8 protein-coding genes and 1 pseudogene are annotated in these 18,283 nt (G+C 42.4%); 5 read left to right on the top strand and 4 right to left on the bottom strand.

All coding sequences use genetic code 11. From position 1 onward, the window contains the following. Positions 1-361 precede the first annotated feature (361 nt). A complete protein-coding gene (locus tag V7L01_RS06730; RefSeq protein ID WP_335033047.1) occupies positions 362-1,180 on the bottom strand; it encodes a carbonic anhydrase in 819 nt (272 codons plus the stop codon). A gap of 1,219 nt (positions 1,181-2,399) precedes the next feature. Then, the gene (gene xylB / locus V7L01_RS06725) at positions 2,400-3,842 is read right to left on the bottom strand and encodes a xylulokinase (protein ID WP_335033044.1); all 1,443 of its coding nucleotides are present in this window, start codon (positions 3,840-3,842) and stop codon (positions 2,400-2,402) included. 412 nt (positions 3,843-4,254) lie between these two features. Between xylB and V7L01_RS06720 the strand changes: the two genes are divergently transcribed. Further along, the gene (locus tag V7L01_RS06720) at positions 4,255-5,151 is read left to right on the top strand and encodes a hypothetical protein (protein WP_335033042.1); all 897 of its coding nucleotides are present in this window, start codon (positions 4,255-4,257) and stop codon (positions 5,149-5,151) included. Between the two features lie 6 nt (positions 5,152-5,157). Here the strand turns inward: V7L01_RS06720 and V7L01_RS06715 are convergent. Beyond that, positions 5,158-5,322, bottom strand: a pseudogene (locus V7L01_RS06715) (IS630 family transposase); the annotation flags it as partial. 105 nt (positions 5,323-5,427) lie between these two features. Between V7L01_RS06715 and V7L01_RS06710 the strand changes: the two are divergent. Together V7L01_RS06710 and V7L01_RS06705 are read left to right on the top strand one after the other, a co-directional pair. After that, positions 5,428-5,895, top strand: a complete 468-nt coding sequence (locus V7L01_RS06710) for an AAC(3)-I family aminoglycoside N-acetyltransferase (RefSeq protein ID WP_322734081.1) — start codon at positions 5,428-5,430, stop codon at positions 5,893-5,895. 370 nt (positions 5,896-6,265) lie between these two features. Continuing rightward, positions 6,266-7,471 carry an MFS transporter gene (locus V7L01_RS06705; protein ID WP_335033039.1) on the top strand — a complete coding sequence of 402 codons (1,206 nt, stop codon included), beginning with the start codon at positions 6,266-6,268 and terminating at the stop codon, positions 7,469-7,471. A 20-nt stretch (positions 7,472-7,491) separates the two neighbouring features. Here the strand turns inward: V7L01_RS06705 and V7L01_RS06700 are convergent, their stop codons facing one another. Next, positions 7,492-8,256 (bottom strand): SDR family oxidoreductase, encoded by a 765-nt coding sequence (locus V7L01_RS06700; RefSeq protein ID WP_335033037.1) that lies wholly within the window; start codon positions 8,254-8,256, stop codon positions 7,492-7,494. A gap of 247 nt (positions 8,257-8,503) precedes the next feature. Between V7L01_RS06700 and V7L01_RS06695 the strand changes: the two genes are divergently transcribed. After that, positions 8,504-9,082, top strand: a complete 579-nt coding sequence (locus V7L01_RS06695; RefSeq protein WP_335033034.1) for an aspartyl/asparaginyl beta-hydroxylase domain-containing protein — start codon at positions 8,504-8,506, stop codon at positions 9,080-9,082. A gap of 34 nt (positions 9,083-9,116) precedes the next feature. Continuing rightward, entirely contained in the window at positions 9,117-18,266 is a 9,150-nt protein-coding gene (locus V7L01_RS06690) for an amino acid adenylation domain-containing protein (protein WP_335033032.1), read from the top strand. Positions 18,267-18,283: the final 17 nt, after the last annotated feature.

Here is an 18,283-nt window from a genome sequence, read left to right as displayed (position 1 = left end):
TTAATTGCGATTTAAAACCCCAGCAACGCTAAGAATTCATTAGACGGAAACTGCGGGAGCGATCGCAATAATCTCGTTTACTGGATTAATGCAGCATCTGCTGTAGTAGTTGTCCTTTTGTGGTTCGATTATTTGTTCTTTCTAGTTACTAAGTAACTGTATATTACTTTACCTCAATTCTACCTGTAGGCTGAGATTCATTCTGGGTGATTGTGTGTTGATAAACACAAATATATTTAAATGAATTGGAAGTTATCCTCCATTAACGGGGTAATATTGTTTAGATTCCTCTAAGCCACTATCTATTACTTCTAATCAGCTAACTCCTACCCTGACAAGATATTTTCCATACTCTACATTTTTACTTTGTTGCCGATCCTCGATAAATGCGCTCCATTTGCTCTGGAGAAAGCACTGTCATTGGAAACCATTTATCTGTGGAAATAGGGACTTCCTGGGACGATTGAAACGCCCGTTGTTGAGTTCTAGTGAAATGTATTTCCACATTGCTAGTTAAAGGTGGGCTGATTAACGTCTCATCTATCTCCGATGGGAGAAACTGATTTTGAGGCAACACATAGGCCTGCTTTTGTGCATCGTATGCCAAAATTTCTCCTGTCTCGATTTGATAAATCCAAGCATAAATATTAAGTTGCCCTTGGTGAAGCTTAGAGTGAATCACCGGATAAGTCCGTAAATTTTCGATTTGGGTGAGTACATTCTCAGCAATAATTATTTCTAAAAGTTCTTCCCCTTCATAGTGGCTATAATTGTCTTTCACCAGTCTTCGGGTTGCCTCTGCATACTTGAGCCAGTCATGTACAAGCGGCATTTCTATCCGCAAGCTGTCTAACTTCATTAACCCTTTCATAGCACCACAATGCGAGTGACCGCAGACAATAATTTGTTGAATATCTAATGCTTGAATAGCATATTCAATTGTTGCCCCCTCACCGCCATTGGTTGCACTAAATGGTGGAATAATGTTGCCTGCATTGCGGATAACAAACAATTCACCTAACCCAGCTTGTGTAATCAGGTTTGGATCGATACGCGAATCTGAACAAGTAATGAATAGTACTCTGGGCTTTTGACCATGAGAAAGTTGTTCAAAGAATTCTTCATTGGCGGAAAAATAACTACTTTGGAATTCCCGCAAACCTTTAATTAATTTTTTCATTGGAAAGAGTGCCTAAATAAACAAGTAATATCGTGTCCGGTTAAAGACTTATCATTAAGATCGCAGTTATTGCTGGGAGCCGGGGGAGAAAGAGTTTTCAGGTTTTTGTACAGATGTAGGAATCATAACTAATTAGCCGCACACGATCAACTACTTGAAAATTTTCGTAAAAATTTAGTTCTCAAATTCAGAAAGTAGACACGGGTTAATAACATATATAAACAGATTCACTTAGTTGATAGGCTTTTGCCATTACACCATCGGCTTAATCAAAGGGTGAAATTCATTGTTGTATTGTTTAAGCGGACTTCCCAAACTACCCTCTCTGGTCGTAATTTTAACATGAACTAAATCTGCAATTGGTAATAAATTTGAATTTTTTCCTTTCCACTCATCTAATTTCTCATTCCCCATTCCCTATCTACACAAGCAATCTCCCACTGCGAAAACTTCGCCTTATCGCAAGCTTGCTTTTTTGGTTTCTTTTCACCACACCCAACTCCCTGCTCTGACGTACAGTTTTTCTTCGTACCATTCAGTTTTTATTACAAGTACACCTATTGATAGCTAGGTTCTCTTCCTGATGAAAGAGAATCTAGCCAACAACATTTTCTAAAGTGGGTTTAAAGAATTAATCAGGATGCGATCGCGCGATCGCATCCTGATTAAAGTGCGAATTTTAGCATTGGTTTTGACAGGAATGGCACTAAGATAACGGCAAATCCATTATCTATAAGGCTTTTGGGTGTAGTTTGTGGGGTTGCAGGTTCGTGAGGTTCGCGCCAACCTTGCCTAGCAAAGAAATTTACTTATACCAATTTAATGTGAAGTTGCACATATCTTGATCCCCCTAAATCCCCCGATAAATTGGGGGACTTTGAATTCCCCCCTTTTTAAGGGGAGCCAGCGCGGTCTTGGGGTCTCCCCAAGTGGAGCGACTGGCGTGGGCTAGGGGGGATCGAATTCTATGCAGCTTCAGAAAGAATTGGTATTATGTTCGCACTCATATTTACTTTTCTTGATTTTTTTCCTACACCCTACACCCTGCCCTGACAAGCTTTCAGCTTTTCTTAGTGCCATTCGTGTCTGAGTTGAATGGCACTAAGTTAAGACACAGCCCTTGCCCTGGCTGGAGGCTAGGAAGTAGGCAACACAGGAGCTTTGGGCTTATCTTAGTGCCATTCGTCTCTGAAACTCATAAAACTCATCTCAGAACTTATCAGATTTTTTGAAGTCGTGGATAAAGGGATTGATAACGTATCCAAGCCTCTTCTAGGGCAGAATCAACTGCTTGAGGAGTTGCAACAAGCGTTGGTGTGGCTGCCAATTTGCTTGTGTCATTAGCATCTGTATATACGCCAATTCCGATACCCGCCAGTAGAGCAGCACCACGCGCCGAAGCAGCAGCAACAGTAGTTGCATAGAGGGGTATTCTCAATACATTAGTTAGTAATTGTTTCCAAGGCATTTCTACAGTTCCACCGCCTGCTAAACGCAGTTCTGTCGCTTTAAAAGCTGTTGCCTCAAGTGCCTCAAAACCTTGTCGTAAAGCAAAAGCAACTCCCTCTAAAGCTGCCCGCATCAGGTGCGCCTGTGTGTGATTAAGTCCAAGCCCCACCCATGCCCCACGTACATAAGGGTCAAGGTGTGGAGTTCGCTCACCTGTGAGGTATGGCAAAAATGTCAACCCTTCACATCCTGGCGGAACAGAAAACGCTTTAGTATAGACTTGCTCCCAGCTCAAACCGAGGATACCTCGTACCCACTCAAGCGCTAACCCCGCATTTTGCATTGCTGCAAGGGTGTACCACTGGTTAGGTACGGCGGCTCGATATAGATGTGTGCGACGATGAGGATCGAGAATTGGTTGGGAGCGAGGTGTAATGATTTGAGCGCCTGTGCCTATGGTTAGTTGAACCAAACCAGGCTCTAGTAGTCCGTTACCAAGTGCCGCCGCTGCTGTATCCGCAGCACCAGCGATCGCTCTTAAGCCAACTTTTAAGCCAAGATGCTCTGAAGCACTAGCCGTTAAGTAACCTGCGATCGCACTTGAGGGGATAATTTTTGGTAACCAATCACAACGCAGATTCAGGGCTGAGATTGCATCCCATGCCCAGTTGTCCGACACAACATCGTAAAGCAAAGTACCGCTAGCGTCAGATGGTTCGGTTGCAACTTCTCCAGTCATCCGTAACCGTAGCCAATCTTTTGGCTGAAGTGCCCAACGCGCTTGGGCGTAGACAGTAGGCTCGTGTTCTCGTAGCCACAGCAAAGTTGAGCCAGCCATTCCAGCCGTAATCGGGTTGCCCAATCGCTCTAAAATAGCGGCATCAAGAGAATGATAAATGTTTTGCGTGGCACTAGAGCGAGTATCTGCCCAGAGGATAGCAGGACGCAGTGGCTCACCCGACTCCGAAGCTAGGACAACACCATGCATTTGCCCTGAAAGTGCGATCGCTTGTACTCGATCGGTGTGATTTCCCACTGCCTTCCTAACAGCCAAAGCAACAGCTGACCACCAATCCCTTGGCTCAGACTCAGCCCATCCAGGGTTAGGTGCATGAACAGGATATGAGCTTGACCCTTCACCTATAGCGGTTCCGTCTGTCGCCAGGAGTAATGCCTTAGCAGAGCCTGTTCCTAAATCAATTCCAAGCAGCATTAGGCTAGTCCTCAAATAGTTCACTGATTGAACATTAAATCGTAGAAAGCAGTGACGGCCTTTTTGTTCTGCTCAAATTGATTCGTCATAAGCACATCTGCCACTTAAGAATAGATGCCTAACGATCGTTATCAGCGACTTGTATACACACTAGCAGCCATCGCTGTGGAATCTGTCAAATACAATTAGGTATATTCTAGCCAATATGAGGGAATAATAACGGCAGACAAAAAAGACTTATCTATATGCGTATAATGGGCTAACCCTTGATCTAGGCTAATTTAGCTTTCTTGCATCAAGACAGCGACACTAATGTGTTAACGCCGACAAATAATTTTTTATGTGAATTGAACCCATATTTACATGGGATACGACATTTACCCGATTGTTGTCAATCAACAGGATTATTTTGATGAAAAAATTGAAAAATCAAGTATTTTTCAGCTTGACAGGTGCATTTTTGGCAGTAGGATATTCCAGTTTGCTAGCTACAGAAATTCCCATACAGAGTAGGTCAAACCTAAGAAAAGATTTATTAACACAATCAGAAATCAACCCCAATGTCAATGAGTATCTGGATAAAAATAAACCGGAAAGTTATAACGCTTTAAAAAGGCAGTTAGATGTAGCGATTGAGGATGCAAAAAGACCGAGTGAAGAGAAAGTGGTAAAAAATCTTTGGTCATTGTCAAAAAGTAATGAGCAAATAAAATGGAGAGAGAATAACGGCAAAATTGAATATCTGATGGCGAATTGGAAATATGTAAAAAACCCAAGTGAGGATTGGAAAGTAGGTACAAAAAAAAGTATAGAAGCACGGACTTGGTTAACAGCCGTTCCTCAAGTTAAAGAATTTTGTCAAAATTGTAAGGGGAACGGCATAAATATTCCCGGTGATATCATGCTTTCTCTGAGGTTACAGCAGTATTTAGGTTTAATTTTAAATAGAAACTCAAATAAGACGCATTTTGTAGAAATGTGGGTGAAAGCCGAAGATTTAAGTAGACCATGTGTCGATCCAGAAATTAATGATTCTAGTTGTAATGTTTTACGTATACCGATTACTGCTAGTTATCCGATTTTGCAAGATATATACAAAACTTCTTATGCAGTTGGTAGTCAAGAACATTATCCTTGGACAGGCTTAGGTTACACCTATGATTGGGGAAATCCGAAAAAACCTCGTGAGGGAGCTAGTGAGTTTCTGATCGACGGAACTAAAGAAAAACCGATAGAAGTAGAGGTTGTTTCTGTCACAGCTACGAAAGAATATTGTAATAATCAATATTTAAAGTCAGGGATGAAATAATCTTTGCCACCCAGCTCGGTCAAGAGCTAAAAGAATGTGTTTATTAGCACCTAACTCCAATTCACGAGCAAAGTCTGCTAAAACCCGATTAAACAGTTCAGTATTCACATAAGGCAGAATCCACCAATAAGTTTCTCCTGTTTTGGGATGTACAAATGCATACAGCCATAACAGCAAACGAGAATCAACTGATTTTTGGGTTTAGCCCTTTCGTCTGATATTGTATGAACGAGCAGGATTTAGCCGCTCAACAGGAATGTAGCTTAGGAAATACCAATGAACTTAAGCATTCAACAGATTGTGCCGGAGGACGTTGCATTAATGGAAGCTCTATTAGCGACCTTTGGTGAGGCGTTCGATGAAGTGGAGACCTATGGAAATCCGCCTAGTGCAGACTACCTGCGGCAACTGCTCGATAGTGACTACTTCATTGCGATCGCCGCATTGAAAGAAGGTGAGGTCGTTGGCGGTCTCACTGCCTACGAGCTTAAAAAGTTCGAGCAGGAGCGCAGCGAGATTTACATCTACGATCTAGCTGTTGCCGCCGCACACCGACGGCAGGGGATCGCAACGGCATTAATTCAGAAACTGAAGGAAGTAGCAGCAGCATGTGGAGCTTATGTCATTTTCGTCCAGGCGGATATCGGTGACGATCCAGCCATTAAACTTTATACAAAGCTAGGCGATCGCGAAGACGTGTTGCATTTCGACATAGCAGTTAATAGCGGCAATGACAATGCCTAACGCCTATCTGAGTAGTGGCTTTTCGAGAAGAGCATACTAGAGATCGGGTCAATTTTTTACAATCTTTATGGCGATCTTCAAAAAGCTCGATCTTTACGATGCTCAAATTCTAGAAGCCTGGTATGGACTCTTTAAGACGGGCGATCCGTCTTACTTTTCTACTTTGCAGAGACTATCAGCTTAATACAATTCCGATCGCTTTCTGGCAATAAGCTGCATATCATCGAGCCGATTGGCAACCTGAAAACGTTGGATATAATGAGTCTTCTCCAGAATCGCTCTAGATCGGGATAGATCGTTCAACTTGAAATTTTAGTTCGGGCGTGATTGTTTTGATTTATCATCCACTGGATAAAACACTACCTTATTCATGATTGCAAAAGTCTGTGCTGCTTTGCAGATATCGCCAAGGGCACTTCCCCTCATTTGTCTCATCAGTGCTGAATTCCTTTCACAACTGGGGAATCAAATTGCAGCGATCGCCATTCCCATTTTGGTGCTGCAATTTACGCACTCGACGATCGCTACTGGCATCGCTGGAGCAGGAAGTATCATTCCGATTGTGTTGGCTGCCTTCATCGGTGGAAAAGCGATCGATCGATTTGGTGCATGGCAGGTGAGCATTGTAGCTGATGTTTTTAGCAGTCTCTCAGTTTTATTATTACCATTCATTTTTATCGAATTCAAATCAGTGTCCCTGATTTTTATTTTCTTGCTGGTGTTTGTTGGTGCGTTATTCGATCCAACAGCAGTTTCAGCCCGTCATACCCTCGTTCCAAAATTTGTCAGACTCGCGGGAATTCCCTTAGACAAGGTGAATGGGTATCGCGGTAGTCTGGAAAATGGAGCAGATTTGTTAGGTCCAATCGTCGGCGCAGGGTTAATTAGCTGGATTGGAACTGTCAATACATTGTTCGTTAACGCAGCCAGTTTCTTTGTTTGTGCTGTAGTATTTGCGATCGCAGTTCCACGTTCGCGCCATCAAGAGTTTAAGCATGAGAAGATCGATCCAATTGCCGGAATTCGGTTCATTCTCCAGCAGCGTCAACTAAGATCGCTCACCCTCAGCGGGATGGTACTCAATTTTGCGCTGCTGCCATTTCTCAGTCTCTTGCTTCCAGTGTTAGTCACCCAGAAATTTGCCAATCCTGCCCTACTGGGTCTTTGTTTAGCTGGATTCGGTATGGCAGCAACTCTGGGTGCTTTATCCTACGCAAGGTTGACAAAACGATTTTCTCGTTCAGCCATTTATTACAGCGGTTTACTTCTCACTGCGATCGCCATTCTGCTGTGCACGATCGTCGAAACTCCAACTGCGCTGATTCTAGCGGTTAGTTTTGGTGGTTTGCTATTAGGCGCAGGAAATCCTCTAGAACAGACGATTTTGCAAGAAGTGACACCCAGTCGAATAGCTGGACAGGTTTTTACATCACACAGCGCGATCGCTTTTACCGCAGGAATTTTCGGGTTACTGATTGCGGGTGTAATCGCAGAATTAACCAGCGTCGAGTGGGTGTTGAGCCTGAATGGGAGTTTGTTGGCGATCGCCGCGGCGATCGGCTGGTACTTCAGATAATCAAATACAGGGGGAGGAGGTTAAAATCGGGCACCGCCATCCACTTCTATGACGCTACCAGTAAAGTAATCACATTCAATAATAAAACGCATGGCCTGCCAGATTTCGTAAGGTTCAGCTATGCGCCCCATAGGTATTTTGGCAGTCATCTTTGCCAAGGCTTCTGGAGATACCCGACTGAGGATTGGGGTATTCGTCAATCCAGGTGCTATGCCAGCCACCCTAAATCCGAAGGATGCTAATTCTAAAGCCCATGTACGTGTGTCTGCATCTAGTCCCGCCTTGGAAGCACTATAATTTGACTGACCAGGATTGCCTGACCTGGTTACAGAAGAGATATTTACTATTAAAGCTGGGGAAATATTCTTCTCAATCGCTACAGATGCAAATTCCCGCGACATGAAAAAAGCACCGGTCAAATTCACATCAATTACCCGCTTCCATTGTGCCGTCGGCAGCTTACGTAACCAACCCTCTTCGTCACGTGTAACTAGTAATCCATCACGGAGGATACCCGCATTGTTAACCAAGGTATTAACATGTCCAATCTTTTCAAAAGCGAGGAGAACAAATTCTTTAACAATTGATTCATTCGCTACATCAAGCTGTAAACCGGAGATATTTCCTGGTAAACCAATACCCTCTGCCTCCAAGGCTTTCAGCCCATCAACATCCAAATCTCCGCCAACCACTTGAGCACCAGCACGAGCCAACTCTAAAGTGATGCAACGTCCGATTCCACTGGCAGCCCCGGTCACTATTGCTTTAACATTTTTTAACTGCATAGTATTTTACAGAACATGGTATGATGAGCAACTGAAATGTCATTAGACGTCTTGCAAAAGTCCAAAAATCAAAAATGGTATTCGGAGCCAGATATAAGTTAACAAAGAAAATCGCAAGATAATTTAACATTTTGCACCAATCTGGGTTCAACTCAGGCTCTACATAAACATTCCAGCTTTTTGAGCATTTTTCCAAAAAGTCTATAAAAATATAAACAAACAAAATCAAGGAACAAGATACTGCAAAATGTTTTTTGAATCAAATCAGTTTGCATTTATCACATTTTTAGAAGCCAACTGGCTACTAATCCGAAAAGAATTAGAGCAGCTCCAGCCAAAAAACTTTATTGATTGGCCAGAAAAAAATATTTATAACCAAGGATGGGAAGTTTTTGGACTATATGCTTTTAGCAATAGAATTGAGGAAAATTGCCGATTGTGCCCTGAGACAACTAAGTTGGTTGAGATGATACCAGGGATGACAACGGCGGGGTTTTCTTCTTTAGCTCCAGGAACTTATATCGGCCCACATTTTGGCGCAACTAAAGCCGTTTTGCGCTGTCACTTGGGCTTAGTTGTGCCCGATGAATGTGCGATTCGGGTAGACAGTGAAACTAGAAGTTGGCAAGAAGGTAAGTGTTTACTTTTTGACGATACATTTGAGCATGAAGCTTGGAATAAATCTGACAAAACTAGAATTGTCTTGCTTATTGACTTTAATCGTCCAGAGTCAACTTTAACCGAGCCATTGGAACTTAACCAAACTGTTGATGAAGAGTATTGGTTAAAGATTTTATCCCAAACTGAAACCTCCGTTAATTATTAATATCAGTTCTGTTCTTCACAAACGAATTTGATTTATGGAAGTTTATGTATTGCCTCTATCTCTCTCTCAAAGGCAACTTTGGTATCAGGAAATAGTTTCTTCTGATAACATTGCATATAATATTCCGATCGCCTTGCGTTTACTGGGTAATCTTGAGCGAGTAGCGCTGGAAGATTCTTTCCGAGAGATTATCAACCGCCATGAAATTCTCCGAACAACGTTTGCTTTAGAAAATGGGGAACCTGTTCAATTAATTCATCCAGAACAGGAATTTTATCTCGAATATAAAATAATAGAATCATTTTTAGACAAACAAGCAGACAACTTCAAAATCATCTTAGAAACAGAATCTCGTCGCCCCTTCAATCTCGTCAAAGGGCCATTGATGAGAGCGATTTTGTATCAAATATCAGCACAAGAATATATTCTCTTGGTGAATCTGCATCATATTATCAGTGATGGCTGGTCTTTAGGAATATTTGTTAAGGAACTGACCGAATTTTATAGTGCAGCTGTTCAAGGTTCACAAGTTTCTTTACCAGCATTACCAATTCAATACGGCGATTATGCTGAATGGCAACAAAATTGGCTGCAAGCAGAGTCAATTCAACAACAATTAGCTTACTGGGAACAAGCACTAAAATCACCTCTATCGGTGCTTGATTTACCTTTAGACAAATTACGTCCAGCATCACAAACTTTTAATGGCGCAGTGTTGCGTGAACCTCTGTCAGCATTTCTCACTGCCTCTGTAGAGGCATTAGCAAAATCAGAAGGCGCTACCTTTTTTATGGTGGCATTGGCAGTTTATCAAGTTTTACTATTTCGTTATTCTGGTCAAACCGATATTATAGTCGGTACTGCGATCGCTAATCGCAAACGTAGTGAAATTGATTGCCTCATTGGTTGTTTTGTTAATACTTTACCTCTACGCGGCGATCTTTCTGGACAACCTTCGTTTTGCCAACTTCTGCGCCGAATATCCCAAACCTGCATTGAAGCTTACGCTCATCAAGATGTCCCCTTAGAACTCCTGGTAGAGAAACTGAAAATTAAGCGCGATCCTAGTCGTTCACCCATTTTTCAAACCCTTTTCACCTTGCAAAATGCACCCATCGGCGAAATTCAGCTACCAGGAATCATCGTTACACCCATCTATATAGATAATGGTGGTGCGAAATTCGACCTCAGTTTGATGTTAGAACCTGCTGCTGAGGGATGGCTAGTAGCACTAGAATATAATACCGACTTGTTTACACTGGAAACAGCCCAGCGGATACTAACTCATTATCAACAAATATTAATCGCTGCTGTTAGTGCCCCCGATCTTAGCATTAATGCTTTACCTCTGTTAACAACCAGCGAACGACAGGAACTTTTAGCCTTAGGTTCGACATCAGAATATACAAAATTCGAGCCAACAAATTTAGTTGAACTTTTTATTAAAAGCGCCCGCACTCATGGCGATAGAATTGCTCTGATTACATTAGACAAAAAATTAACTTATCAAGAATTAGACCAACGCTCCAACCAACTAGCTGCTGTTTTACAACAAAAAGGAGTAACTACCGAAACACGGGTAGGCATTTTTCTAGAACGGAGTGCAGAGTTAGTAATTTCCTTACTTGCAGTCCTCAAAGCAGGTGGTACTTATGTACCGCTAGACCCTCAATATCCGAGCGATCGCCTACGTTTTATTGCGGAAGATAGTGGTATTATTTTGTTGTTGACAGCAGAGGCTTTGATATCTGCAATTCCGGCGGTAGTAACTGAATTATTGGTGATTGACAAGATAGAATTCTCCCCAAACCTAAACTTTACTTCCCAAATTCTCCCTAATCAAGCAGCCTACATTATTTATACCAGCGGTTCCACAGGAGAGCCAAAAGGTTGTGTAGTAACTCACAACAACGTTGTCAGACTCATGCAAAATACAGCAGCGTGGTTTGACTTTAATGAAAATGATGTGTGGACACTATTTCACTCCTTCGCTTTTGACTTTTCCGTTTGGGAAATTTGGGGAGCCTTGGTATATGGTGGCAAACTAGTTGTAGTTCCTTATTTAGAAAGTCGTTCTCCCGAAGCCTTTCGCACCCTTTTACAACAAGAAGGCGTTACTATCCTCAATCAAACTCCTTCCGCCTTTCGCCAACTTATTCGAGCTGATAGAGAATTTGCAGATAAACTCGCTTTACGAGTAATTATTTTTGGTGGGGAAGCATTAGAATTACAAAGCCTCAAACCGTGGATAGAACGCTATGGCGATGGCTATCCGCGTTTAATCAATATGTATGGGATTACAGAAACCACCGTTCACGTTACTTATCGTCCCATTCTAGAAGAGGATATTTTACAAAATCGCGGTAACGTCATTGGTGTACCCATCCCAGACTTATCTCTCTATATACTAGATGATGCCCTAGAACCCTCACCGTTTGGTGTCCCAGGAGAAATCTATGTGGGTGGTATGGGTGTCTCTAGAGGATATCTCAACCGCACAACATTGACAGCAGAAAGGTTTATTCCCGATTTATACAGCCAACAACCGGGAGCTAGATTGTATCGTACAGGGGATTTAGCCCGACGGTTGCCCAATGGCGATATTGAATATCTGGGACGCTGCGATTTGCAAGTGAAAGTACGCGGTTTTCGCATTGAATTAGGGGAAGTTGAAGCTGCTTTAGCCGTACTCCCACAAGTAACAGAAGCGGTAGTTATTGTCCACTCAGAAGCTGAAAAAGATCGGCGTTTGGTAGCTTATGTTGTACCGAATGGTCAAATCGATCAAAATCAGTTGCGGACAGCCCTAAAAGAGCGTTTACCCGATTATATGATTCCGGCGGTCTTTATATTGTTGGATGCTATGCCTTTGACTGCCCAAGGGAAGATTAACCGCAAAGCTTTACCTGCACCAGATTGGAATCAAGCTACTGCTAGACGCAGTTTAATACCACCACAAACTGATGCTCAAAAGGTAATTTGTCGCGTTTGGGAGCAAGTTTTAGGTTTGGATTCTATAGGGATTGAGGATAATTTCTTCGATTTAGGTGGTGATTCCATCTTGGCGTTGCGAGTCGTCACCGAAATGCGTCGCCAAGGGTGGATATTAACGCCAAAAGAAATATTTCAGGAACAAACAGTCCAACGGTTGGCTATTGTAGCGCAAATGATGCGATGGCTTCTCTCCGAGACGCTAGGCGAACGCCCGCCGCAGGTATCGCCAGCATTACCTACTACTATAGTTGCAGGTGAAGTTCCCCTCAGTCCCATTCAAAAATGGTTTTTTAACCTCAATCTTCCCAATCCTCACCATTGGAATCAAGCCATACTTTTGGAAGTCCATCAATCCCTAGAAGCGCCAACAGTTGCAGCCGCGATTCAAGTTATTTCCTCACATCACGATAGTTTGAGATTAAGATTTCAAGAAGACAAAGGAGTTTGGCGACAGTTTTATACAGAAAACGAAGCCGCCTTTTCTTGGGAAATAGTTGATTTAGCTCTCGAAACAGAGTCTGAACAAAATGCTACCATGCGGGAAGTTGGGGAACGAGTACAGCGATCGCTTGATTTGACTAACGGCCCCCTGGCTCGTGCTGTTTGGTTTAATCTGGGAGAAAATCGCCTATCTCGGCTCTTAATAGTTATTCATCACTTGATTGTTGATGGCGTTTCTTGGCGGATTTTACTTCAGGATTTAGTAGAAGCAATTAGTGGTAGCCAAATTTCATCACCTCCAACATCTTTCCAGCAATGGAGTCAATTTCTCCACACCTTTGCCAACTCAACAGATATCCAAGCAAAAACACAGTTTTGGCTAGATACTATTAAAGGAGAAACGGCGAAATTACCTCTAGATTTTGCCAACTCTTTAACAGACAACCAAGAGTCATCTGTTAAAACAGTTTCCTGGAAATTAACCAAAGAACAAACTCAGATATTTCTTACTAAAGCCAATAAAGCTTACCGCACCCAACCCCAAGAATTATTAATCGCCGCTTTAGGTAAAACTTTGAGGAATATTACCCAAAAGCAAACATTGCAAATTCTCATGGAAGGGCATGGTAGAGAAGAATTATCCTCAGATTTAGATATTACTCGCACCCTTGGCTGGTTTACGACTCTTTATCCTCTGCGTTTAGAATTGCCAGCTAGTAGTCTAGACGCAGATATAATTAAAACTGTCAAAGAACAACTGCGTTCCATTCCCCAGCGAGGGTTTGGTTATGGTCTTTTAAGATATCTCAATAACGAAACAGCTAATAGTTTTGCTGAAGCTTTTCCAGCACCCATTAGCTTTAATTATCTTGGTCAAGTGCGAAGCGAAAGTGGCAAAAATAAGTTATTCCAGTTACTGAATGAAGAGATAGAAGTAACACGAAATCCTGAAGGTTTGCGCCCCCACATCATTGATATTAACAGTATTGTCGTTGAAGGGGAATTGCGCGTTGATTGGTTGTATAGTTCCAGCTTGCATAACCAAGAAACAATTGTTAAATGGGCTGGTGAGTTTCAACAAAATCTGCTAGATATCCTCAAACATTGTACAAATATAGGTATAGGTGGATATACACCTTCAGATTTCGCTTTAGTTAGAATTCCCCAATCTTATATAGACATTCTGCAAGAAAAATATTCCAAGTTAGAAGATATTTATCCCCTATCTCCTTTGCAAGAAGGGATGCTATTTCACACTATATATAACCCAGAGGAGGGAATTTACTTTGAACAAGTAACAGGCAAAATTATCGGTAAACTCGATGTTGACAATTTTAATTTTGCTTGGCAAGCCGTCGTAGATAGACATCCAATTTTACGTAGCGCCTTTGTTTGGGACAATCAAGATTCGTCTCTGCAAATTGTTAGTAAATCTATCCAATTGTCTATTTTACAACAAGACTGGCGCGATTTCTCACCTGCACAGCAAGAGGATAAACTTCAGCAATATCTGATAGAAGACCGTCAAAATGGATTTTTATTGGATAGATGCCCATTGATGCGGTTTAGCGTCGTTCAGTTAGATAATTTTACCTGGCAATGGGTTTGGAGTCATCACCATATCATCCTTGATGGCTGGTCATTACCATTAATATTTAAAGAAGTTCTCGCTATTTATCAATCAACCTGTCAACGAGTTCCCCATTCCCTACCTCCCGTTCCACCTTATCGCAATTATATTCAGTGGCTAGCAACTAGAAATCGTGAAGAAGCCAAGCAATTTTGGCAGGAAACTCTGGATGGTATCACCACATCTACTCGCCTATCTTGGCAACTACCAGAAGAGGAATTAGTAACTAATTTAACTGCTTATGCGGAAGTAGAATTACGCCTAAGTCAAGCAGAATTTGCCAAATTACAAAAGATGGTGCAAAAGCATCGACTAACGCTGAATACTCTAGCTCAAGGTGCTTGGGGACTTTGTTTGCAAAAACATGGTGCGGGAGAAGATGTACTATTCGGTGTTACCGTTTCTGGACGACCGCCGGAACTTGCAGAAATTGAAAATATGGTAGGGTTATTTATCAACACCCTACCGATGCGAGTTCGCCTCAATCCAACAGTAACCGTCGCCGCTTGGCTAGAAAACATTCAACAGCATCATGTACAGATGCGAGAATACGAATATAGCAAACTGACGGATATTCAAAAGGAAATTCCCTTGGCAGCGGGAGAATCATTATTTGAGAGTATTTTAGTCTTTGAAAATTATCCAGTTGACCAAAGTTTAAAAGAGCAGGGGCAGCATTTTCGAGTTGATAATATCCAGTTTTATGAACGAACTAATTACCCCTTGACAGTCGGTGTAATTCCAGATAATGGATTGCTGTTAAAGCTGAATTACCAAACAAAATTCCTGTCTGCAACAGCCGCAGAAGTTCTCCTGTCACGACTGCGAAATATTATGGTCAATCTGGCTGAAAACCCGGATTTTGTGTTGGGAAAAATCCAGGTATCAGCACAAGAGCAGATGAGCAATGAAGGAAATACTAATGCTATTATTTGGGGAGATTTCCGCACGGCTCATCAGTTATTTGAAGACTCGGCAGATTTACATCCTAATTCTGTGGCCTTAGTTTGTGGCGATGATGCAATTACCTATGGTGAATTAGAAAAACGTGCCAATCAATTAGCCGCAACCTTAATATCAATTGGCATTGGCTATGAATCAATTGTAGGTTTATATTTTTACCCCGATCTAGACTTTATTATTGCCCTGCTGGCCGTATTGAAAGCGGGGGCGGCATTTCTCCCCCTGGATCGCAGCTATCCCGAAACGCGTCTGCAATTCATTGTAGAAGATAGCCAAACTCATCTGATTCTCACAAAAGAAGCCCCGCCACCAGGGTTATTTCCAGGTGATATTAAAGTGATAATTATTGGAGATCGGGGGGGAATTTCAATACCTCACGCTCCTAATCGTCCTAATTTAAAAGTTAGGGCAGAGAATCTCGCCTACATTATTTACACCTCTGGTTCTACAGGTAAACCGAAAGGCGTTTTAGTGTCTCATGCAGGTATTCAAAATCTGGTATGCAATCAAACTGCGAGTTTTGGTGTCACAGCCGAGAGTCGCATTTATCAATTTGCTTCTCTGAATTTTGATGCTGCAATTTCTGAGATTTTTATGGCGTTGGGTAGCGGCGCAACTCTATATCTGCAAGAAAAGGCAAATCGTTCTCCTAGTTCTGCTCTTTGGGAAGCATTAACCAATTGGCAAATTACTCATGTCACCCTTCCCCCGTCGCTGCTAGCCGCCATTGAACCTACAAGTTTACCGCAATTGCAAACCCTGATTGTGGCTGGAGAAGCGGCTTCTGGTGATTTACTCCGGCGCTGGGGTGGAGAGAAACGTGCCTGTTTTAACGCCTATGGCCCCACAGAAGCAACAGTCTGCGCCAGCTTGATGAATTGTTCCCATTTACTCGGCGAACCCAGCATTGGGAAAGCGATCGCTAATGTCGAAATTTACCTCCTGGACTCCTTTTTAGAACCAGTGGCTTTGGGTGTAACTGGGGAAATCTATATTGGGGGAATCAGTTTAGCACAAGGTTACTTACATCGCCCCAGCTTAACAGCAGAGGCATTTATACCCCATCCCTTAGCTAAAACACCGGGAGCTAGACTTTACAAAACAGGCGATCGCGGCGTTTACGACTTGCAAGGAAACATCCGGTTTATGGGTCGGCAAGATGCTCAGGTAAAATTTAACGGTTATCGGATTGAATTAGGGGAAATTGAAGCTGCTTTAACCAGATACGCCACGGTAGACAGTGCAGTGGTAATCCTGCGCCAAGATATGCCAGGACGCAAGCGGATAGTAGCTTATGCTCTCACACCCAAGGAAAACCTACCTACCACCAACAAATTACGGGATTATTTAGCAGAGGTTTTACCAGCTTATATGATTCCCAGTGCAGTGGTGTTAGTCACACAATGGCCCCTCACCCCCAACGGCAAGATCGATCGTCAAGCCCTTCCCGCACCCGAAATACCAATAACCCCAACCATACCAAAAACTCAAACAGAGGAGATATTAGCCCAAATCTGGGCAGAAGTGTTGGGGCTAGAAACCGTCAATCCCGATGATAATTTCTTCGAGTTGGGGGGAGACTCGATCGTGAGCTTGCAAATCGTTTCTCGCACCCGTGCTGCTGGCTGGGAAATTAGCCCCAAAGACATATTTGAAGCTCAAACCCTGTCCAGACTAGCGGCGAGAGCCAAACCATTAGCGCTAGGTGAGTCGCGCCGCCCTGATGAGCCATTAACTGGTAATGTTTCCCTGTCACCCATCCAGCATTGGTTTTTTGCTAAAAATTGGACTCATCCGCATCATTGGAATCAAGCGATCGCTTTGAATATTAAAGAACCATTGAAAATCGATGCATTAGCGATCGCATTAGCTGCTTTGGTTGCTCACCATGATGTTTTGCGATTAAAATTCTCTGAACATCAAGGACGATGGGAGCAATCTTACTCTGGGCTGGCTGAAAGTCCCCCGTTGCGGCTCGAAGACTTTAGCAACTATCCGCCCCAAATACAGCAAAATATTTTAACTGCGATCGTGGAAGCAGAACACGGGAGTTTCCAACTTGACCATCCGCCGTTGTTACGAGTGCTATATGCCACAAATATCACCGGATATGGAAACGTTCTGTTTCTCTTCGGACATCATTTAATTGTAGACGGCGTATCCTGGCGGATTCTGCTGGAAGACTTAAACCAAGCTTACCAACAAGCTATAGATAACCAGCCTATTTCCTTACCTCCTAAAACATCCTCTTATCGAGAGTGGACTACATCTTTGCAAATTCTGGCTGACTCAAACGAATTCATCAGAGACATTCCATTTTGGCAAAATATTCTCTCTACTCCTGTCACCGCATTACCTGTTGATTATCCAGTCATCCCTGGAAGCAACACAGTAGACAGTACAGCCATAATATCTTGCCAACTTTCCCCAAAAGAAACAAATACTCTTCTCAAACAAGCAACCGCCACCTATCATGCTGGCGTGCAAGAAATCATGCTAGCTGCATTACTAAAAACCCTAACTGACACTTACAAATCGGATAGTTGGCCGATCGATTTAGAAGGACATGGACGAGAAGAACTAGCTAGTGAATTGGATCTTTCCAGAACAGTTGGCTGGTTTACATCTCTCTATCCAATTATTCTGAAACAACCAATCAAAAATCCAGATCGGGATGTGTTGCTTAAAGAAATTAAAACCCAATTACGAGGAATTCCCCATCATGGTATCAGCTTTGGGTTGCTGCGTTACATCAGCCAAAATCAATCTTTACAGGAAATTCTAGACACTGTACAACCAACTGCCATTAGTTTCAATTATTTAGGGCCAACTGACAACCTATCAAAAAGCAATAACCTATTCAATATCAGCAATGCTCCCACAGGAACAGGATTATTTGCTGAACAAGAACGTCCCCACCTATTAGCAATTAATGCTCGTATCCAAAATGAATGCTTGCAAGTAGACTGGTCTTACAGCCAGCACGTTCATCATCGACAGACTATCGATAACCTTGCAGAAAGTTATCTTAACAACCTCCGTTTATACTTAACAGATTCAACATCAAGCAATTCCTCATTTTATAGTGCTACTGACTTTCATTTAGTTGATTTGTCTGAAGATGAACTAGATTCAATTTTAGAAGATTTAGAATAACTGTTATCCAATCTTCA

The organism is Nostoc sp. (assembly GCF_036917095.1).
Taxonomy (GTDB): Bacteria; Cyanobacteriota; Cyanobacteriia; order Cyanobacteriales; family Nostocaceae; genus Nostoc.
Note: the sequence above shows the minus strand (reverse complement) of the source record. Positions and strands in the feature narration are given on the sequence as shown.

Excerpts from the sequence above, each read along its gene's own strand:
- V7L01_RS06730 (WP_335033047.1), bottom strand. The coding sequence starts at position 1,180 with ATGAAAAAATTAATTAAAGGTTTGCGGGAATTCCAAAGTAGTTATTTT.
- xylB (WP_335033044.1), bottom strand. The coding sequence starts at position 3,842 with ATGCTGCTTGGAATTGATTTAGGAACAGGCTCTGCTAAGGCATTACTC.
- V7L01_RS06720 (WP_335033042.1), top strand. The coding sequence starts at position 4,255 with ATGAAAAAATTGAAAAATCAAGTATTTTTCAGCTTGACAGGTGCATTT.
- V7L01_RS06710 (WP_322734081.1), top strand. The coding sequence starts at position 5,428 with ATGAACTTAAGCATTCAACAGATTGTGCCGGAGGACGTTGCATTAATG.
- V7L01_RS06705 (WP_335033039.1), top strand. The coding sequence starts at position 6,266 with ATGATTGCAAAAGTCTGTGCTGCTTTGCAGATATCGCCAAGGGCACTT.
- V7L01_RS06700 (WP_335033037.1), bottom strand. The coding sequence starts at position 8,256 with ATGCAGTTAAAAAATGTTAAAGCAATAGTGACCGGGGCTGCCAGTGGA.
- V7L01_RS06695 (WP_335033034.1), top strand. The coding sequence starts at position 8,504 with ATGTTTTTTGAATCAAATCAGTTTGCATTTATCACATTTTTAGAAGCC.
- V7L01_RS06690 (WP_335033032.1), top strand. The coding sequence starts at position 9,117 with ATGGAAGTTTATGTATTGCCTCTATCTCTCTCTCAAAGGCAACTTTGG.